This is a genomic window from Desulfovibrio desulfopostgatei, assembly GCF_053570645.1.
In genome coordinates this window covers 1,448,094-1,466,589 of the sequence record NZ_JBRBQS010000002.1, presented here as the reverse complement: position 1 = coordinate 1,466,589, position 18,496 = coordinate 1,448,094, and the positions used below count along the sequence as shown (strand labels likewise).

The 18,496-nt window shown below is 58.5% G+C and carries 17 protein-coding genes and 1 other RNA gene; 11 read left to right on the top strand and 7 right to left on the bottom strand.

The genetic code is table 11. From position 1 onward, the window contains the following. Positions 1–49 precede the first annotated feature (49 nt). The 7 genes from ACUZ9Q_RS06535 to ACUZ9Q_RS06505 form a co-directional block, all read right to left on the bottom strand. The gene (locus ACUZ9Q_RS06535) at positions 50–526 is read right to left on the bottom strand and encodes a hypothetical protein (RefSeq protein ID WP_449247557.1); all 477 of its coding nucleotides are present in this window, start codon (positions 524–526) and stop codon (positions 50–52) included. A 198-nt stretch (positions 527–724) separates the two neighbouring features. Then, on the bottom strand, positions 725–1,183 hold the full coding sequence (locus ACUZ9Q_RS06530) for a PTS sugar transporter subunit IIB (protein ID WP_192111661.1): 459 nt from the start codon (positions 1,181–1,183) through the stop codon (positions 725–727). A gap of 1 nt (position 1,184) precedes the next feature. After that, the gene (locus ACUZ9Q_RS06525) at positions 1,185–1,625 is read right to left on the bottom strand and encodes a PTS sugar transporter subunit IIA (protein WP_215648471.1); all 441 of its coding nucleotides are present in this window, start codon (positions 1,623–1,625) and stop codon (positions 1,185–1,187) included. A 33-nt stretch (positions 1,626–1,658) separates the two neighbouring features. Next, positions 1,659–2,609 carry an RNase adapter RapZ gene (rapZ, locus tag ACUZ9Q_RS06520; RefSeq protein WP_022657415.1) on the bottom strand — a complete coding sequence of 317 codons (951 nt, stop codon included), beginning with the start codon at positions 2,607–2,609 and terminating at the stop codon, positions 1,659–1,661. 186 nt (positions 2,610–2,795) lie between these two features. Further along, complete coding sequence (hpf, locus tag ACUZ9Q_RS06515; RefSeq protein WP_022657416.1) at positions 2,796–3,335, bottom strand: ribosome hibernation-promoting factor, HPF/YfiA family; 540 nt, start codon at positions 3,333–3,335, stop codon at positions 2,796–2,798. A 36-nt stretch (positions 3,336–3,371) separates the two neighbouring features. Then, positions 3,372–4,796 carry an RNA polymerase factor sigma-54 gene (rpoN, locus tag ACUZ9Q_RS06510; RefSeq protein WP_192111659.1) on the bottom strand — a complete coding sequence of 475 codons (1,425 nt, stop codon included), beginning with the start codon at positions 4,794–4,796 and terminating at the stop codon, positions 3,372–3,374. A gap of 294 nt (positions 4,797–5,090) precedes the next feature. Next, positions 5,091–6,734 (bottom strand): CTP synthase, encoded by a 1,644-nt coding sequence (locus tag ACUZ9Q_RS06505; RefSeq protein WP_192111658.1) that lies wholly within the window; start codon positions 6,732–6,734, stop codon positions 5,091–5,093. 274 nt (positions 6,735–7,008) lie between these two features. Between ACUZ9Q_RS06505 and ACUZ9Q_RS06500 the strand changes: the two genes are divergently transcribed. The 11 genes from ACUZ9Q_RS06500 to ACUZ9Q_RS06450 all read left to right on the top strand — a co-directional run bounded on the left by ACUZ9Q_RS06500 (position 7,009) and on the right by ACUZ9Q_RS06450 (position 18,487). Continuing rightward, positions 7,009–7,818 (top strand): phosphoribosylformylglycinamidine synthase subunit PurQ, encoded by an 810-nt coding sequence (locus tag ACUZ9Q_RS06500; RefSeq protein WP_227118514.1) that lies wholly within the window; start codon positions 7,009–7,011, stop codon positions 7,816–7,818. Between the two features lie 382 nt (positions 7,819–8,200). Continuing rightward, entirely contained in the window at positions 8,201–8,992 is a 792-nt protein-coding gene (locus tag ACUZ9Q_RS06495; protein ID WP_449247556.1) for a Nif3-like dinuclear metal center hexameric protein, read from the top strand. A 19-nt stretch (positions 8,993–9,011) separates the two neighbouring features. Beyond that, complete coding sequence (locus tag ACUZ9Q_RS06490; RefSeq protein WP_192111655.1) at positions 9,012–9,788, top strand: zinc ribbon domain-containing protein; 777 nt, start codon at positions 9,012–9,014, stop codon at positions 9,786–9,788. Positions 9,789–9,852: 64 nt separating this feature from the next. Continuing rightward, positions 9,853–10,215, top strand: an RNA gene (gene rnpB, locus ACUZ9Q_RS06485) — RNase P RNA component class A. 17 nt (positions 10,216–10,232) lie between these two features. Further along, entirely contained in the window at positions 10,233–11,444 is a 1,212-nt protein-coding gene (gene ispD, locus ACUZ9Q_RS06480) for a 2-C-methyl-D-erythritol 4-phosphate cytidylyltransferase (RefSeq protein ID WP_449247555.1), read from the top strand. A 48-nt stretch (positions 11,445–11,492) separates the two neighbouring features. Beyond that, a complete protein-coding gene (locus ACUZ9Q_RS06475) occupies positions 11,493–13,250 on the top strand; it encodes a long-chain-fatty-acid--CoA ligase (protein WP_192111653.1) in 1,758 nt (585 codons plus the stop codon). Beyond that, positions 13,250–13,732, top strand: coding sequence for a D-aminoacyl-tRNA deacylase (dtd, locus tag ACUZ9Q_RS06470; protein ID WP_192111652.1), 483 nt, complete (start codon positions 13,250–13,252; stop codon positions 13,730–13,732). The genes ACUZ9Q_RS06475 and dtd overlap by 1 nt, the downstream gene beginning before the upstream one ends. 33 nt (positions 13,733–13,765) lie before the next feature. Then, positions 13,766–14,119, top strand: a complete 354-nt coding sequence (locus tag ACUZ9Q_RS06465; protein ID WP_192111651.1) for an STAS domain-containing protein — start codon at positions 13,766–13,768, stop codon at positions 14,117–14,119. 41 nt (positions 14,120–14,160) lie between these two features. After that, positions 14,161–15,294, top strand: a complete 1,134-nt coding sequence (locus tag ACUZ9Q_RS06460; RefSeq protein WP_225529795.1) for a FapA family protein — start codon at positions 14,161–14,163, stop codon at positions 15,292–15,294. Further along, positions 15,291–17,069 carry a CgeB family protein gene (locus tag ACUZ9Q_RS06455; protein WP_225529794.1) on the top strand — a complete coding sequence of 593 codons (1,779 nt, stop codon included), beginning with the start codon at positions 15,291–15,293 and terminating at the stop codon, positions 17,067–17,069. The genes ACUZ9Q_RS06460 and ACUZ9Q_RS06455 overlap by 4 nt, the downstream gene beginning before the upstream one ends. A gap of 2 nt (positions 17,070–17,071) precedes the next feature. Next, complete coding sequence (locus ACUZ9Q_RS06450; RefSeq protein WP_449247554.1) at positions 17,072–18,487, top strand: glycosyltransferase family 9 protein; 1,416 nt, start codon at positions 17,072–17,074, stop codon at positions 18,485–18,487. The last annotated feature ends 9 nt before the right edge of the window (positions 18,488–18,496 follow it).

Here is an 18,496-nt window from a genome sequence, read left to right as displayed (position 1 = left end):
CTCCACCCGCCCACTACCCTGTTGCCGCCACTTCTCAGTTGCGCCGCTTCTAGTTGCCGCCCCAAATGAGCAAGGCCAGCGCGCCCAGCGTTCCCACAAGCACGGCGTAGGCCTGCCGTGTGCGCAGCGACAGCACCGCCCCAAGCAGGGCCGCCACATACAGGGCCGACCACGTCACCGCCCGCAGGGCCGGTATGGCATGATGCGCCGAAAGCACCGCCAGCAGCATATAAATCAGCCCAAAGCACGCAATATACAGCGCCGCCTGCCACAAGGCGCGGCACAGCCCGGCCCGCAGAATAACCCGCCCCGGCGATGCTCCCCCGCTGCCGCTCCCCCACGCCACCACGGCATCCACCATCGGGTTCAGGCTGATGCGCTGGCGCTGTTCACACCAGCTCGCCGTGTACGCCGCCATCATTGCAAGTATGAGCGGCAACAGCGCCATACCGGGCTGATCCAGCCCAAACTGCCTGCACAGGGGAAACACCAGCAGAAAGCTCAGGCTGCCATACGGCGGCACCACGCTGCCAAGTTCCAGCGCGTCAAGCCAGAGCAGTTCGATGATTATGCCAAGGGGGAGAGCCAGCGACCAGTCGCCGGTAAAAAAGCCCGCGAACAGGGCCAGACAGATGGGGCGGTCTACAAGGCCAACGATGCAGGTTGAACGCGCAGCGCCAGCCAGGGCAAAAAAAAAGCGTAGGGAGCCCCAGCAGCGAATACATCAGAAAAGTTGATCATTGGGGCCTCGAACTGTCTCTGTGGGAACGCAGCGAAAATCAAGCTGCACAAGATGATCCTGTATAACGTGCAGGTCTTCCCTGTCCTGTGCGGAAAGGGCCACATGGGGCAGCACCTGTAGCTTGTCCGGCGCGTAGTGCAGGTTGCCCATGTTCAGCACCTGCATGAGGATGCCGGCATCACAGGCGCGCCGCGCATCCTGACAATTGGCAAACAGCACAAAACAGTCATCGCCGCAGGAATTGAGCGTGGCAGCCAGTTCCTTTACGCTGATGAAATGGGTCATCACGCGCTGCGGCACTGCCAGTTCAATTATCTGCTGCCGCATTATGTCGTCCGCAAGTTCGTCGTTGGCTACCACCAGATGTCGCGCCCCTGTGTAGGGTAACCAGGCCTCGATTACCTGGCCGTGAACCAGGCGATTGTCCACGCGAAACCACATACTAGCTATCGGCTTTGTCACGTTTGTTGCGCAGCATGCTGCCCGCAACCACAATGCCTTTTGCACCTGCCTCGCCAGCTATGCGGGCCACTTCTTCAAGCTCCTTGTCACGCGAGGTAAACACCTTGAGCAGCATGGGCAAGTTAACGCCGGTAACAACCTCAACCTTATGGGTTGCCAGCAGCGAAAGCGCAAGATTGGTGGGCGTGCCGCCAAACATATCGGTAAGAATAATGACGCCCGCGCCCTTGTCGAGCCGCTGGGTTGCGTCTGTAAGGCGGCGAACGGTTTCGGAAACCTCGTGCGCCACGTCAACACTGATGGAGCTGCAGTCGCTCTGCTGCCCGAGTATGAATTCGGCGGTGCGCAGCATGGCCGAACCATAGTCGGCATGCGAAACCAGAATGATTCCAACCTGAGTCTTCTTGTTTTCGTCCGTCATGACAACCTCACGCAACAGAACGTGCCAGCTTTTTTAGCCAAGTTCAAGGTGCCGATGCTCCAGAAAAGCCGGATAATCAGCCTGCCGCAGCGCCTGTAAAATTTCTTCGGCCATTGCCACCGAGCGGTGGCGGCCGCCGGTACAGCCCACGGCCACGGTTATGCGGTAGCGGCCTTCGGCCTCCATGAGCGGCAGCATGAAAAACAGCAGATCAACCAGCTTGTCGCGGTATTCGCGGGCGTGGGGCGAATTGAACACATAGTCGGCAACGGGTTTGTCCTTGCCGCTCATGGGGCGCAGCTCGTCCACAAAATAGGGATTTGCCAGAAAACGCAGGTCAAAAACCAGATCAGCCTCGCGCGGTACACCGTATTTGAAGCCAAAAGAAATCACGTTGACCCTGATGGCCCGCAGCTTGCCCTTGTTGCCGCTCCAGCGCTTCTGGATGGCGCGCCGCAGGTCATGGATGGAAAAACGCGAGGTGTCGATGACCAGATCAGCCATTTCGCGCAGAGGGCGCAGGCTGCTGCGCTCTGCCAGCAGCGCCGCCTCAAGGCCCATGCCCTCGCGTTCCAGCGGATGCGGGCGGCGTGTCGAAGCGTAGCGGCGAATGAGTTCCTGATTGTTGGCCTCAAGAAAAAGCAGCATGGGGCGGATGTTTTTGCCCGCAAGCATGCTCAGGCAGTCGTTGATGTCTTCCACAAAATTGCTCTGGCGCAGGTCCATACCCAGAGCGATGCCCTTGAAATGGCTCATGGAGGGGCGCGACATCATGTCCACCATTTCCATGACAAGGCTCACGGGCAGCCCGTCGACCACAAAGTGGCCCATGTCTTCAAAAACCTTGAGCGCCGTGCTTTTGCCAGCGCCGGAAAGGCCCGTGACAATGCACACCTGCACATCCACGCCGGGAACGGGCGCGTCAGCATCAGGCTTTGCGTCAAGGGTGGAATCTGTGGGGGGTATCTGCGCGGAATCCTTCATGACATTCGCCTCTTCGGGGTCAGATCGCCGTTTGCAGCCGGGGTTGTGCGCCACAGGCTTCTGACGGACGTTGCCAAATCCGCGCCGCGCTCAAGCCCGTGTAAGGCCATTGCGCGGCAACCGGCAGGGGGGGTGCGCCTGAAACGGGGGCGGGCCGTTGCCAGCCCGCCCCCTCATTATGAATGATTACAACACGGGGTCAATGAGGGCATAGCCGCTCACCTTGGTGCGGTATACCACATTGATGCGGTTGTTTTCTGCGTTAAAGAACACCAGAAACTCGCTGCCGATGGAATCAAGCTGCATGAGCGCTTCATCCAGATGCAGGGGCTTGGTGGCGAGGCGGTCGGTGCCGTCAACGGGCTGCTGCACGTCGGCTTCGGCATCGAGGTTGTAGGTAAACACGTCCACATCCGTATTGCGGGCGTGCCGCCGCTGGGCCTTTACGCGGGCCACCTGGCGCTTGATCTGCGATTCGACCTTGTCTGTCACAAGGTCAATGGCGGCGTACATATCCGAGGTCTGTTCCGTGGCATTGATGTGCAGGCCTTCGCCCGTAACGGTCACTTCGCAGCGATGACGGAACTTGTCGACTGTCAGCACAACGGCAACTTCAAGGCCAGAGGCCTTGCCAAAAAACCGTCCCAGCTTTTCCATGCGGCGACGGGCATACTTCTTCAGATGTTCGGAGGCTTCAAAATTCTTGAATGCAAATGAGATGTTCATAAGTTCCTCCTAAGTATTGAGCCACTCGACGGGGAATCAGAAATGCTCCTTGCGCCTTGACGAAGATGGAATATCAAGTGCCGTGCGGTATTTTGCCACCGTACGCCGCGCAATATTGACCTTGAGGCGTTCCTTGAGCATTTCGCCGATACGCTCATCGCTGAGGGGGGATCGGGTATCTTCCTCAGAGATGAATTTCTTGATCAGAGCCTTGACGCTTTCTGAGCCTACCTGACTTCCGTCATCGAGTTCAAGGCCGCTGTTAAAGAAAAACTTCAATTCAAAGATGCCGTGGGGCGTTGCCACATACTTGTTGGTGGTAATGCGGCTCACCGTTGATTCGTGCATGCTGATGTCGTCAGCAATATCCTTGAGAATGAGCGGCGCGAGCTTGGTCACGCCGTCTTCAAAAAACGGCTGCTGATGGCGCACAATGCTTTCCATAACCTTGTAAAGCGTGCGCTGGCGCTGATACAGACTCTTGATAAGCCATGAGGCGGAGCGGATCTTTTCTGCGCAGTAGTCCTTTTCCTTCTCCGAGCCGCCAATGTTCATCTGGCTCATGGCCGAAAGCTGCAACTGGGGCAGGCCGTCATCGTTGAGCAAAATCACAAATTCGTCGCCCATCTTGTACACAAATACATCGGGGCTTACGTAGGTTGGCTCGCCGCCGCCAAAACTTGCGCCGGGCAATGGGTCAAGGCTCTGGATGATATCCAGATACTCCTTGAGCTCTTCCATATCGAGCTTGAACTTGCGCAGCAGGGGCTTGTAGCGCTTGGCCTCGAGGTCTTCGAGGTGCGATTCTACCAGCTCCACGAGGATGGGGTCGCGAGCGTAATTGAGGTTCTTGATCTGCACCATCAGGCATTCGCGCGCGTCACGCGCGGCAACGCCGATGGGGTCAAAAAGCTGCACCCTTTCAAGCACGGGCAGCACGGCCTCGGGCGCAACCTCGGCCATTTCGGCCACTTCTTCAATGCTGGCTTGCAGATACCCGGCTGAGGAGAGATTGCCGATAATGACCTCGCCAATGGCCTTCTGCTCTTCTGTCAGCGAAGAAAGGCGCAACTGCCAGAACAGATGCCCCTCAAGGGTGGGCTTGGCCGCATAGCGGGCTTCAAGAGGCGAAATTTCTTCGGCAAGTTCATATTCGCGCGACTGCGAAAGGCGGGGGGTGCTGGCAAACTCGCCGAGGTAATCTTCCCAGTCGGCATCCTTGGCCAGTTCCCTGTCGTACACTTCCTCCTTGGGCGCTTCGCGGCTTTCCTCGTGCTGCTCCAGGGAGGAATCGTCAGTAAGTGAAGATTCTTCGAGAAAGGGGTTTTCAAGCAGTTCCTGCTGCACAGTTTCCAGAAGTTCCACGCGTGAGAGCTGCAGCAGCTTGATTGCCTGCTGCAATTGCGGGGTCATTACCAGTTGCTGTGACAGCTTGAGTTGCTGCCGTAGTTCCAGTGCCATGTGTACTCTTTTGCCTTAACTAGCCATAGGACTATAGAATTATCTGTTTACAAGTACTGTGCCACATCTGCAAAAATTATGCAATAGCTAACAGTTGCAAGATCAGGTTCACGGCATCCCCAGCCAGCGGCAAGGGCTGTCAGCGCCAAAAATCCAGATTTGGCGCAGCATTTGCGCCGTTGGAAATAATCTGCGCACAAAAAAAGGAAGGCAATGCCCTCCCCTTTTTGCGCGATTTTGCGATACCCAAGCTTGGTGGAAACCAACAAGCCTCGCTGCGTTAACGCCGCGAAATTACACCTTGGCGAACTTTTTAGCCGCTCCGATAAATTCACGGAACAGCGGATGCGCGTTCATGGGCCGGGATTTGAATTCGGGGTGGAACTGACAGCCAAGGAACCAAGGGTGGTTCTTCAGTTCAATGATTTCCACAAGCGAATCGTCAGGGGCGGTGCCGCTGAAAACCATGCCCTTTTCGCCAAGCATTTCCTTGAAGGCATTGTTGAATTCGTAGCGGTGGCGGTGACGTTCATCAACCATGCCCTTTTTGTAGGCCACAAAGGCCTTGGTATCGGGCTGCACCTTGCAGGGGTAGGAGCCAAGGCGCATGGTGCCGCCCTTGTCGCTGCCCGCGTCGCGTTTTTCAACGTTCTTGGTGCGGAAGTCGAACCACTCGGTCATAAGGTAGATAACCTTGTGGTCAGAAAGCGGGTTGAATTCTTCAGAGTTGGCGTCATCAAGGTTTGCCACGTGGCGGGCAAATTCGATAACCGCGCACTGCATGCCAAGGCAGATGCCGAAGAAGGGAATGTTGTTTTCACGCGCATAGCGGATGGCGGCAATCTTGCCTTCCACGCCGCGGTAGCCAAAGCCGCCGGGCACAAGAATGCCGTGACAGCCCTTGAAGGATTCCGCGCAATTGCTTTCGTCCACATTCTCGGAATTGACGTAGCGCAGTTCCACTTCAACGCGGTTGGCAACGCCGCCGTGAATGAGGGCTTCGTGCAGGCTCTTGTAAGCTTCCTTGAGGTCAACGTACTTGCCCACAATGGCAATGGTGACCTTGCCCTTGGGGTTGGCGCAGTCGCTCACGAGCTTTTCCCAGGCTTCAAGGTGGGCATTGCGCGCGGGCAGGCGCAGCATGATGGCCACCTTCTGGTCAAAGCCTTCCTCATAGAACTTGAGCGGCACTTCATAAATATTGTTCACATCAACCGAAGAGAACACGGCGTCCTGATCCACATTGCAGAACAGGGCGATCTTGCGGCGCAGTTCTTCGGGGATGCTCTGCTCGCAGCGGCACAGAATGATATCGGGCTGAATGCCGATGGAGAGCAGTTCCTTGACGCTGTGCTGGGTGGGCTTGGTCTTGTGCTCGCCAGCGCTGCGCAGGTAGGGAACCAGGGTAAGGTGAATGTTCAGGCAGTTGTCGCGTCCAAGGTCGGAACGCAACTGACGGATGGCCTCAAGAAAGGGCAGGCCTTCAATGTCGCCCACGGTGCCGCCGATTTCGATAATGGCGACATCGGGCGCGTCCTCGCCTTCAGAAAGGGAAAGCACCACGCTCTTGATTTCATCAGTAATGTGCGGGATCACCTGCACAGTGGCGCCCAGGTAATCGCCGTGACGTTCCTTGGCGATGACGTGGTTGTAAATGGCGCCGGAAGTGGTGTTGTTCTTCCGCGACATGGGCACGTTAAGGTAACGTTCGTAGTGCCCGAGATCCAGATCCGTTTCCGCGCCGTCATCGGTAACAAATACCTCGCCGTGCTGGAACGGGTTCATGGTGCCGGGGTCAACATTGATGTAAGGATCAAGCTTCTGGATGGTTACCGTAAGCCCGCGCGTTTGCAGCAGCGCGCCCAAAGACGCAGCCGCGAGGCCCTTGCCTAACGACGACAGAACGCCGCCCGTCACAAAAATGTATTTAGTTTTCATGCACTTCCACCTGTACTTGGGTATGTTGAATAGTTCAACCAAACAGTCTTAACCCAAATTGAATTTTTTGGCTAGCATTGACTAAGTAAAACAAGCTAAGTAATGTGTTATTCCCTTTTCAGCGTGCGTGCCCACCACAAGCGGCCCGCGCGCCGGTCATCTGTTGTGCCCGGCGCGGGTCTGCCAAGGTTTCCAAGGCAAAAGCACGTCCGGCCCACGCCTTAGGGCTTGGCCGGAATTATCTGCGTTGCAAAGCCAAGGAGGCTTCCCCCGCATGGGTACGGTCAACACACTGGTCATCACCGGCTACGGTACAAATTCGCACATGGAAACAGCCCACACGGCCCGTCTGGCCGGTGCCGACAAGGCCGATGTGGTGCATTTTTCCGATCTGGTGGCGGCCAAGGTTCGCCTTGCCGACTATCACTTTTTGATTTTCCCCGGCGGGTTTCTGGATGGCGACGATCTCGGCGCGGCCCAGGCTGCGGCCATGCGCTGGCGTTACCTCAAGGACGACGCGGGCGCGGCCCTGTTGCAGAGCTTGCGCGAGTTTTTGGATGAGGGCAAGCTGATTTTGGGCATCTGCAACGGTTTTCAGTTGCTGGTCAAGCTGGGCGTGCTGCCTGCCCTTGGCGGCCAGCGCTTTGAGCGCCAGGTTTCGCTGGGCAACAATGATTCCGCCCGGTTTGAAGACCGCTGGGTGCATCTGCTGCCCAATGCGGCAAGCCCCTGCGTGTTCACCAAAAACCTGCCCCTGCTCTCCATGCCAGTGCGCCACGGCGAAGGCAAGCTCGTTGCCCGCGATGCGGACTGCCTGCGCCGCCTGGAGGAAGAAAACCTCATCGCCCTGCAGTACGCCGACCCCGCAACTGGCAAGCCTACGCAGGAATATCCGCTCAACCCCAATGGCTCCACCCTTGCCATTGCGGGCCTGACCGACCCCACGGGCCGGGTGCTGGGCCTTATGCCCCACCCCGAGGCCTTCCACCACGTGACCAACCACCCCGGCTGGACGCGCGGCGAACTGGACGCCCCCGGCACGCTCATTTTTGTGAACGCCGTGCGCTACCTGCGCGGTCAATAGAGAGGGTACAGGCAACACCCGAGGCTGGCGGGCGTATATAATGCTCCGTACAGTCCGGCTCACTTTGCCGCCATATTATTCTCGCCATGATTATTTTGGGGGAGGCTTTACGAAGCCTCCCCTTTCTGTATACATTTTGCGGCACGGCGCGGCCTTGCGGCAGACAGCTTCCGCGTAATGTTTATTGACAAAGCACCCGGGCTTGGATAGGTTCTCTGATTCCGAAGAGCTGAACCCCCTTTGGATTTTCCTGCGCGCACGCGTCAGACAAGGTGCGAAACAACATTGCCACAACACGTTGCACATTTTTTTACGCCGTATTCAACGAGGCGCTTTCTCTGCACCAGCAAGAAAGTGCCTTTTTTTATGGTGGGTGATATCTATGCAACCTATTGAAATTATTAAGGCGATAGAGGAAATTGCACCTCTGGCCGCTGCTGCCGGCTGGGATGTTTCGGGCCAACAGGTGGCGGCGCACAGGCAGGGTGTTGCCAGGCTTGCCGTCTGCCTCGACCCAACGCCCGCATCCGTGCGTACAGCGCTGGAAAAGGGTGCGCAATTTGTGCTCAGCCACCACCCGCTGCTGCTCAAGGCCGTGCTGCCCAACAGGCTTGACGACTACCACGAGGTGCTGCGCCTGCTGTTTCAGGCCGATGTGCCGCTGTACGCGGCCCATACCTCGCTGGATGTCAACGCTTACGGCCCGGCAGGCTGGCTGGCCCGAGCGCTTGAGCTTCGCAATCTTGCTGTGCTGGAGCCTGTGGCCCCGGCTGTGGGCAATGATCTGCCGCTGGGCTTCGGCCTTGCGGGCGATCTGCCCAGGGCCATGACCGTGGCGCAGATTGCAGGCATCATTGCCCGCAACGCCCCCCTTGCCACAGCCACAGTGAGCGGGCCGGAGCCGCAAACAATTACCCGCGTGGCCTACTGCACGGGTTCGGGTTCATCGCTGCTTGGCGCGGCGCAAGCTGCCGATGCGCAGCTTTTCATAACCGGTGATGTCAAATACCACACGGCGCTTGCCGCGGAAATCTGCCTTCTGGATGTGGGCCACCACAGTCTTGAGGAAGAAATGATGCTGCGCATGAGCCGGTTGCTGCAACAGCGCCTGCCAGAGACGGAAGTGTTTTTTGTGCCTTCCGCCTCGCCCTTCCGCCCTGTTGCCCTGTCATGATTTTATCAGGAGGACTCTCATGAGCAATGCCGTATATTTTGACCAGATCAAGCAGCTTGTTGAGTTGCAGAAGGTCGATGACGCCATCCACGCCGTCAAGCAGGACCTGAGCAGCGCCCCGAGCGAGCTTGATTCCCTTGAGCAGCGCTTTGCCGCCATCGAAACCCAGCGCAACTACATTCTGGACAAGCTTTCGCACCTTCAGGATCAGCAAAAGCGCCTCTCGCTCGAAATTGATGACGACTCCGCGCGCATCAAAAAAAGCAAGAACAAGCTCATGCAGGTGGGCAATCAGCGTGAATACCACGCCATGATGCGCGAAATGGACAGTATGGAAAAGGTCAACCGTTCCCGCGAAGAAGAAAAAATGACTCTTCTTGAGGAACTGCAGTACCAGAACGATGCGCTGGCCGAAATCGACCTGACCTACACCGCCATCAAGGCCGAGCTTGAAGTCAAGCGCGATGGCCTTGAAGAAAAGCTGCAAAAGGGCAACGCCGCTCTTGAAGGCCTGAACGAAAAGCGCGCCGCCGCCAGCAAAAATATTCCCCAGCCCGTGTTCATGCGTTACGAATTCATCCGCAGGCGTCTTGAGCACCCCGTCATTGTTGCCGTGAAAGAAGGCATCTGCTCCGGCTGCCACATTGCCGTGCCGCCGCAGTCTTTCATTGAATTGCAGCGCGGTCAGCAGATTCTGAGCTGCCCCAACTGCCAGCGCCTCATTTTCTGGTGCGAGCATTTTTCTGTTGAAGATGCCCCGCAGTGCGCCCAGAAACCGGTGACCATTACCGACTAAAAACAATCCTTTCTCCGGTGCGTCATGTTCCGCAGACCGCGCTGGAGAACCAGATCAGCAAGTGGGAGTCGGACAGACCGTCGCTGCGGGCCGCAAGGCCCGGGGAGGAAAGTCCGGGCTCCACAGGGCAGAACGCTGGGTAACACCCAGGAGGGGCGACCCTCGGACAGCGCCACAGAAAGCAAACCGCCCCGCCACGCGGCGGGGTAAGGGTGAAACGGTGGGGTAAGAGCCCACCAGATGCCGCGGTGACGCGGCATGCTCGGCATACCCCGTTTGGAGCAAGACCAAATAGGGAAGGTGGTCGGCCCGACCATTGCCTTCCGGGTAGGTTGCTTGAGGGCGCAGGTAACTGCGCTCCTAGAGGAATGACGGTCTGGTGCGGGCAACCGCATGACAGAACCCGGCTTATCGTCCGACTCCCACTTGTTAACAAGGTATGTAATGTCAGAAAGTTCCGGCACATCATCTGTTGCGGCAAAACCCTGGGCGCTCATACTGGCTGCCGGACAGGGTACGCGTATGGCCGATGCCACTGGCGGCACGGCAAAACAGTTTTTGCCCTGGCAGGGCGCGCCGCTTTTCTGGCATGCCGCCCGCGCCATGAGCCGCAGCGCCTGTGTGGCCGGAATTGTCTTTGTTTTTCCTCCCAGCCAGCTTACCGAAGCCAACGAACTGTTGGCCAACCTGCACAGGCACGATGATCTCGGGCTGCCGTGGGTTACAGCCTGCGGCGGGCCTTTGCGCCAGGATTCCGTGCGCCTTGGTCTGGCCGCCCTGCCCCTGCGCCCTGCCTGCGTGCTGGTGCACGATGCCGCCCGCCCCTTTCTTTCCCCGACGCTTGTACGCCGCGTCTGCGAGGCGCTTGCAGAAGGCGCGGCTGGCGTTATCCCCGCCATATCAGTTACCGACACCATCAAGACGGTGGAAAATGGCCGCGTAACGGCCACCCTGCCGCGCGACGGGCTTGCGGCTGTGCAGACCCCGCAGGGCTTTCAGCTTGAAGCGCTGCTCTCGGCCCACGCCCACGCGGTTGAGGCGGGGCTTGCCGTAACCGACGATGCGTCGCTTCTGGAGGCGCTTGGCCTTGAGGTACGCGTCATACAAGGCGAGGCTGCCAACGTGAAGATTACCCGTCCTGAAGATTTGGACCTGCTGCAAGACGAAAATCCCCTTCCTTCCATCCGCACGGGCATGGGCTACGATGTTCACCGTTACGGTCAGGGCCGCCCCATGCGTCTTGGCGGCGTGAGCATTCCCAACGCACCAGAAGTACTGGCCCACTCTGACGGCGATGTGCTTCTGCATGCCCTGTCCGACGCTCTGCTTGGCTGCGCCTGCCTTGGCGACATTGGTCAGCATTTTTCAGACAAGGATCCCCGTTTTGACGGCATTTCATCCGCCATTCTGCTGCATCAGGTTCTGGACATGGTGCGCGAGGCGGGCTGTACGCCCTGTCACGTGGATATGACCATAGTGGCGCAGGTTCCCAAGCTCGCGCCCTTCCGCGAAGAAATCAGAAAAAACGTCGCCCGGCTCATGGGGTTGCCCGCATCATGCGTGAACCTCAAGGCTACCACAGAGGAACACCTGGGCTTTACCGGGCGCTCCGAAGGCATCAAGGCATATGCAGTTGTGACCGCGCGGGGGCGCTGATTAGCTCCGCCTCCCCTGCCATAACGATTCGACACCATAAGGAAGGACATGAACACAGAACTCAGCAGGCCCTGGTTTGCCCACTACGACTCCTTCGTTCCGCGCACTTCCGAGGTGTGGAACAAGCCGCTCTATGCCTTGCTGGATGAGGCCGCAGACAAATATCCCAATCGACTGGCCGTCATTTTCCAGAATACGCGCATCACCTACAAGCAGTTGCGCGAGCAGGCGGAGCGTTTTGCAGGGGCGCTGCGCCGCATCGGCGTAAAGACAGGGCACCGCGTTGCCCTGATGATGCCCAACATGCCGCAGACCGTGGTGGCCTTCTGGGGTATCATCAAGGCCGGGGGCGTGGTGGTCATGACCAACCCCCTGTATATGGAAAAAGAAATCATGGCCAACATGCAGGATTCGGGCGCAGAACACATGGTGCTGCTCGATCTGCTCTGGCCCCGCGTTTCCGCCCTGCGCGACCGCCTGCCTCTGAAAAACTTCATCGTTACCGGTGCTGCGGATGCGCTTTCCTTCCCGCTCAACTGGCTCTACCGCCTCAAAAAGAGCCGCAGCGCCAAGGAACCCGTGCCCTACGACGGCAAGAACGTTCATGAGTGGAAGCACTTCTGCAAGGGCGCGGAGCGTTATTCCGCCCCCATTGCCGACCCGCTGCGCGACCCCATCATGTTGCAGTATACCGGCGGCACAACGGGCCTGCCCAAGGGCGTTACCCTGACACACAGCAACGTGGGCACCAACTGCCGTCAGGTGCTGGACATCATCCACGTCAAGGCGGAGGACAAGCACACCTTCATTTCCCTGCTGCCCTTCTTCCACGTGTACGGCCTCACCACAGGCCTGATTATTCCCATCGCTCTGGCGGCCACCACCCTGCCCCTGCCGCGCTATGTGCCGCAGGATGTGCTGCGCCTTATTGCCAAGTACAAACCCACGGTCTTTCCCGGCGCGCCCTCGGTCTATATTTCGCTCCTGCAACAGAAGAATCTGGCGGAGTTTGACCTGCGCAGCATCAAAATCTGCGTTTCAGGCTCAGCGCCGCTGCCGCGCGAAATATTCCGCAAATTTCAGGAAACCACCGGCGCGGCCATTCTGGAGGGCTACGGCCTTACGGAAGCCTCGCCCATCACCCACTGCAACCCGCTTGGCCAGGAAGGGCAACGCCCCAATTCCATCGGCATGCCTGTGCCCGGCACGGATGCCCGCATTGTGGATATGGAAGGCGGCTCCCTTACCCTGCCCCCCGGCAAGATGGGCGAGCTGATCGTGCAGGGGCCGCAGGTCATGCACGGCTACTGGCGCAGGCCTGACGAAAGCGCCAGCGCCCTGCGCAACGGCTGGCTGTATACAGGCGACCTTGCCACCATGGATGAAGACGGTTATTTTTATATTGTTGACCGTAAAAAAGACATGGTCATTGTGGGCGGCTACAACGTGTACCCCCGCGAAGTGGACGAAGTGTTGCTGGAACACCCCAAGGTGCTTGAAGCCGTCACTGTCGGCATTACCGACGAGATGCGCGGCGAGATACTCAAGGCCTTTGTGGTGCGCCGCCCTGACGAAGAACTGACCAAGGCCGACGTTATCGCCTGGTGCCGCCAGAAACTGGCTGGCTACAAGGTGCCGCGCCTTGTGGAATTTCGCGATGAACTGCCCAAAACCATTGTGGGCAAGGTTCTGCGCCGGGCTCTGCGCGAAGAAGAAGAGCAAAAGATGGCCAACAGGAAAAACCGGCGCGCTGCCGCCAGTGCTCCTGCCGCCAGCGGCGAAGATGAACAAGTGGGCCATGCCTGATGCGAATTATCGCGCAAAGGGTTAAAGAAGCTTCTGTTAGTGTTGATGGCCGTCTTGTGGCGGCCATCAACACGGGCATTATGGCCCTTGTTGCCTTTGGGCAGGAGGATGGGCCAGAATTTCGCTCTTCCCCGGCTTTTACGGGCATGGCCCGCAAGCTTGTGGGGCTGCGCATCTTTCCCGGCACAGGAGAGAATGCCCATAAGTTCCACCTTTCATTGGACGAAATCGGTGGTCAGATATTATTGGTGCCGCAGTTCACCCTTTACGCCGATTGCCATAAGGGCCGCAGGCCTTCCTTTACTGATGCAGGCGACCCAGCCTGGGCCAAAGACATGTTTACGGATTTCGTTCAAATGGTTGACGAAACTTGCGCCGTCAGCGTATCGTCAGGCATCTTCGGAGCGGACATGGATGTGCGCCTGTGCAACTGGGGGCCTGTGACCATATCTCTGGACTCTGCCAACCTGTTTTCCCGTTGAAGCGACCTGTTGCCTTACGGAGGAAATACAGCCATGTTTGAGCTGAAGGCGGAATCGCACACCAACGTCACGGTATTGCGTTTTTCTGGAAATCTTCTGCTGCCCGATGTGGCCGAGTTCAGCAAGCTGCTTGAAGAGCATCTGCTGGCGCCTAATATTCGCCAGGTGGTGCTTGATCTGAGCCACGTTGAAAAAGTGGATACTTCCGGGCTGGGAGTGCTGGTAAGCGCCAGCACCAAGGGCCGGGGGCGGGGGCGCAGGCTTGTTCTGCTGATGCCCGCGCCGCACGTGGCCGAATTGCTGCGCAAAGCCGAGATTGAGGGATTTTTCCCAACATTCGAGAGCGAAGATGAACTGAAAGGCTATATTCCCGATACTGCTGAGTAACAATATCACGGGGTTTTGCCCTTCAGCCCGACGGATGGTGCATGGTGCAATACTATCTGAGGCATTACTTCAATCCCGATTTCGATTATCTCAATCTCAAACCGAGTGGAGATAATGGGAAGTCCGATGTATACAGTCTGGGCTACGTCCAGAATGTTATCGCCGGGCAGGTACTGGCTGAGCTTGTACCTCTGGACGCAGCCGGGCCCAAGGTTGACCAGCGCTTCATACTTGAAAATGACGCCTTCCCCATGGGTGGCAACACCCGCGTAGATCCGCGCTATCCCAACTATCTGCTTGCCGCCGCCAAGGGCTATGTTTTTTACCTTAACGGCAAAATTACCGTAAAAACCCTGCTCAACGTGCGTCAGGACGTGAGCTTTCAGACCGGCAACATCTTTTTTGTGGGCGATATGGCTGTGCACGGTTCCGTGCGCGCCGGGTTTTCTGTTCAGGGCAACAATGTGCGCATCATGGGCATGGTTGAAGGCGGCGTGGTGCGAGCCCGCCGTGATCTCATGATTGATGGCGGGGTGCGGGGCGGCGCAGGCAAGCACAGCAAGGTTGATGCCGGCGACAAGCTCATGACTCCCTTTCTGGAAAGCGTGGACGCCCGCGCGCGCGGCAACATGGTTATTGAAAAAACCTGTCTGTACAGCACGATATACGCGGGCAGCAACATGGTTGTGCGCGACAAGCTCTACGGCGGCACGACCAATGCCTACGGCAGCGTTTACGTGGGCGGACAGCTTGGCAACAAGGCGGCCCTGGCCACCAAGGTTTATCTGGGGTACGACCCCCTGAGCATCCGCCAGCTGGAAAAAATCGACAAAATTATCGCCCAGTTGTCGCAAACCATCACCCATCTCAATGCCATCGCCGGGCATCTGCCGCCCGAAACCAACGATGCGTCCCGCAAGCTGCAAGCCCTGCGGCTACAGCGCAGGCAACTCATCAACCGGCGCGACGAACTGTGGAGCAGACTGGCCCAGGACGAAAACTACATGCAGAACTGCCGTCTGCTCTGCCAGGGCACCGTATACCCCGGTGTGGAAATCTCCATCGGACGGGCGTTTATGGTTGTTGAACGCATATACCAGTGCACGCTGTTCCGCCTGGTGGACAATGAAATCATTGCGGAACCCATGCAGCCCTCGCAGATGAGTCCCAAATGATGAAGCAGACTGAAACGCCGCATTTTACGGCGGTGTATTCCGAGCATTCCGTACATCAGGGCCAGACCGCGCAACAATCCGGGATACCAGACGATATTGAAGTCAGGCTGGACGAGCGTGTTTTTCACATGCTGCGCCCTGGCGGCGCTGAACGTGAAACCGCAGTTGTAACCGGGCAGATGCAGGAATTGCAGCGCGATTGTCTGCCAGTTCTGCTTGGCTGCGGCCTTGGGCATGCACTGCGCCAGGTGTTGCAGTGCGTTGACGGGCCTGTGGCCGTGGTGGAAAAGGAAGCCGGGCTTCAGGCCATCACAGGTGTGCTGCAAAGCCTGCCGACCAACCAGCGTGAGCGCATCACGCTCATCACCAGCCAGAGCCATCAGGATGCCCTTACAGAGTTGACCCACTGGCAGATGCTCCACGGCGGCCTGCGTCTTCTGCCTCTGGCCCTCCCCTTTTATCTGCGCCTTGACCGCGATTATTATGGTTCCCTGCAAAAAGATCTGCTCGCCAGCGCCAGGTTTGACTTCTGGAGCCGCGCCGCAGGGCCGCGCTTTGCCGATGCAAACCCCCGCGTACTGCTGCTGACCAGCAAATATTTCCTCATGGGTGAAATCGAGGGCGCATGCCGCAAGCTTGGCATTGAGTACAAGCTGGTGGTCATCCGCGACGAAGCCTTGGCCCGCGCGGATTTTGTGCAGCAACTGCTGGAAGCCGTGGTTGCTTTCAGGCCAGACTGCTGCATTACGCTCAACCATATGGGCGTGGACGTAGAGGGTGTGCTCATGGACCTGCTGGCCCGTTTGCAGTTGCCCCTGGCTTCATGGTTTGTGGACAATCCCCACCTCATTATCCATCTGTATTCCCGTTGCGTCAGCCCCTGGACGACCCTGTTCACCTGGGATTCTGACAATATTTCATCCCTGCGCGCGGCGGGTTTTGAGCATGTGTTCTACCTGCCTCTGGGCACAGATCCGGATCGCTTTCACCCCTCCAAGGGGGCATCCGCACCAGCCGCATGGAAGGCAGACATCTCCTTTGTGGGCAATTCCATGGTCTACAAGGTTGGCGGCAGGCTGAAAAACGGGCATTTTCCACGCCCGCTGCTGCTCTCCTTTTACGCCGTGGCCCAGGAGTTCATGGACAGCCACCACCGCTCGGTTGCTGGTTTTCTGCGCGACTGCCAGCCAGAAGCCTATGCGCACTATCAGGCCCTGCCGGACAACGAAGCCAAGCTGGCCTATGAAACTGCTGTCACCTGGCAGGCCACCCGTTTGTACCGCAATGGCTGCGTGCGGCGTCTGCTGCCGCTGCGCCCGCTTATTGTGGGCGATGCAGGCTGGCAGAAGGTGGAATTTCGCCACGAGCCGCTGCAACCCCGCTATCTGGACGCACTGAGCTATTACACGGAACTGCCCCTCTTTTACGGGCACTCAGCCATCAACTTCAACTGCACCAGCAAGCAGATGAAGGGCGCGGTCAACCAGAGGGTATTTGACGTGCCCGCCGCAGGCAGTTTTGTGCTTACCGACTGGCGCGAGCAGATGGAGCAGCTTTTTGAGCCGCACGAAATCGTCTGCTACCATGAGCCGGATGAAGCCCCTGAACTGGCCCGCCACTACCTCGCCCGCCCAACAGAGCGCCGCCGCATTACGCAGGCGGCCCGGCAGCGTGTGCTTGCCTGCCACACGTGGCAACACAGACTGCAGACCATGCTGGAACGCATGCGCGAGGTTTACGGCACACCTGCGGCCCGTCAGGCCGTCCGGGGCTGATAATGTCTGCTGATCCGATTCTGGTGCTGCAACTGCACCGCATGGGTGACCTGATCCTCACCTTTCCCCTGCTTATCCGCCTGCGCCAGCTTTGGCCCCACAATCCCCTGTGGGTTGTGGCAGAACCGGCTTTCTTTCAGCAGCTCATGCCGCTTGCGCCGGATGCAGTATTTTTTCCCCCTTCACACTGCCAGGAGCTTGCCCGCCAAACATACGCGGCGGCGATCAATCTGAGCAGCAGCCCGTTGGCGGCCCAGCTTATGGCGCGGCTTGAGTCACCCCTCAAGCTTGGGCCTGTGGCCGACAGCGATGGATTACGCGTTCTGGGCTTCTGGCAATTGTACCGCGCGGCCCTGACGCAGAATAACCACGCCAATGCCTTTCACTGGGCCGACCTGCACCTGCTGGATCTTTCACCCGCTCCCAACCTTGCCGCTGTGGGGCATTCGCGCCCCAAACCAGCGGGAACGCGCCGCGTTGGATTGGTGCTTGGGGCAAGCGAGGCAGCCAAAAGGCCGGATGCGGCTTTTTGGGCACGGCTTGCCATGCGCCTTGCGGCGGCAGATCTGCCCCCGGTTTTTCTGGGCGGCAAGGCCGAGCAGGAACTGGGAGATGAAGTGGCGCACCGTTCCGGCCTTGCGCAGGCAAACCTGTGCGGCAAGCTTGCCCTGCGCGAGGTTGCGGCCCTCATGGGCACGCTTGACCTGTGCATAACGCCTGACACAGGCCCCATGCACCTTGTCGATTACCTTGGCGTACCAGTGCTCAATCTCTCGATGGGGCCGGTACACGCCCGCGAAACAGGCCCATCTGCACCCGGCCAGTGGGTACTGCGCGCAGCCATGAGCTGCGTAGGCTGCTGGCAGTGCAGACGCAGCCGTCTTTTTTGCAAACAGGCCTTCATGCCCGCTTCTGTAGCCCAGCTTGCGCTGCAAATTCATCAGGAGCTTGCCACCGGCAAGCCCTGCTGCAAGGCCCCAGGCAATGGTCTTACGCTTTACCGAACCGGGCGTGACGCTCTTGGCCTGCATACCTTGAAACCTTACCCTGAGCCACGCGGCAATTCCTGTCGCCCCCAGCTCGAAGACGTCTGGCAGGCTGCCTTTCTTTTTCTGTATGATCCAGGCCAGCAAACCCTGCTGCGCCAGCGTCTGACAAACCTCCACGCGAAACATCCCGCACTTGCTGGGCGCCTTGCCGCCCGCCTTGCCCACCTTTGCGCCCTGTGCAGCGATCACCTGAAAAAGCGCACTCCCCTGCCCGATGATTTCTGGCGCGTCCAGCCCGGCATGATCCGCCTGTTCACCGGGCACCTGCACATGTTTTTGCAGAATGAAGGCTTCAACGAGCAGGGCTGGCGCACAGCAGTGCACAGGCTTGCCGCCCTGGCTCCTGTTTTTGCCAATCCTGCCTCCTAGCATGCTCCA

Excerpts from the sequence above, each read along its gene's own strand:
- ACUZ9Q_RS06530 (WP_192111661.1), bottom strand. The coding sequence starts at position 1,183 with ATGTGGTTTCGCGTGGACAATCGCCTGGTTCACGGCCAGGTAATCGAG.
- ACUZ9Q_RS06525 (WP_215648471.1), bottom strand. The coding sequence starts at position 1,625 with ATGACGGACGAAAACAAGAAGACTCAGGTTGGAATCATTCTGGTTTCG.
- rapZ (WP_022657415.1), bottom strand. The coding sequence starts at position 2,609 with ATGAAGGATTCCGCGCAGATACCCCCCACAGATTCCACCCTTGACGCA.
- hpf (WP_022657416.1), bottom strand. The coding sequence starts at position 3,335 with ATGAACATCTCATTTGCATTCAAGAATTTTGAAGCCTCCGAACATCTG.
- rpoN (WP_192111659.1), bottom strand. The coding sequence starts at position 4,796 with ATGGCACTGGAACTACGGCAGCAACTCAAGCTGTCACAGCAACTGGTA.
- ACUZ9Q_RS06505 (WP_192111658.1), bottom strand. The coding sequence starts at position 6,734 with ATGAAAACTAAATACATTTTTGTGACGGGCGGCGTTCTGTCGTCGTTA.
- ACUZ9Q_RS06500 (WP_227118514.1), top strand. The coding sequence starts at position 7,009 with ATGGGTACGGTCAACACACTGGTCATCACCGGCTACGGTACAAATTCG.
- ACUZ9Q_RS06495 (WP_449247556.1), top strand. The coding sequence starts at position 8,201 with ATGCAACCTATTGAAATTATTAAGGCGATAGAGGAAATTGCACCTCTG.
- ACUZ9Q_RS06490 (WP_192111655.1), top strand. The coding sequence starts at position 9,012 with ATGAGCAATGCCGTATATTTTGACCAGATCAAGCAGCTTGTTGAGTTG.
- ispD (WP_449247555.1), top strand. The coding sequence starts at position 10,233 with ATGTCAGAAAGTTCCGGCACATCATCTGTTGCGGCAAAACCCTGGGCG.
- ACUZ9Q_RS06475 (WP_192111653.1), top strand. The coding sequence starts at position 11,493 with ATGAACACAGAACTCAGCAGGCCCTGGTTTGCCCACTACGACTCCTTC.
- dtd (WP_192111652.1), top strand. The coding sequence starts at position 13,250 with ATGCGAATTATCGCGCAAAGGGTTAAAGAAGCTTCTGTTAGTGTTGAT.
- ACUZ9Q_RS06465 (WP_192111651.1), top strand. The coding sequence starts at position 13,766 with ATGTTTGAGCTGAAGGCGGAATCGCACACCAACGTCACGGTATTGCGT.
- ACUZ9Q_RS06460 (WP_225529795.1), top strand. The coding sequence starts at position 14,161 with ATGGTGCAATACTATCTGAGGCATTACTTCAATCCCGATTTCGATTAT.
- ACUZ9Q_RS06455 (WP_225529794.1), top strand. The coding sequence starts at position 15,291 with ATGATGAAGCAGACTGAAACGCCGCATTTTACGGCGGTGTATTCCGAG.
- ACUZ9Q_RS06450 (WP_449247554.1), top strand. The coding sequence starts at position 17,072 with ATGTCTGCTGATCCGATTCTGGTGCTGCAACTGCACCGCATGGGTGAC.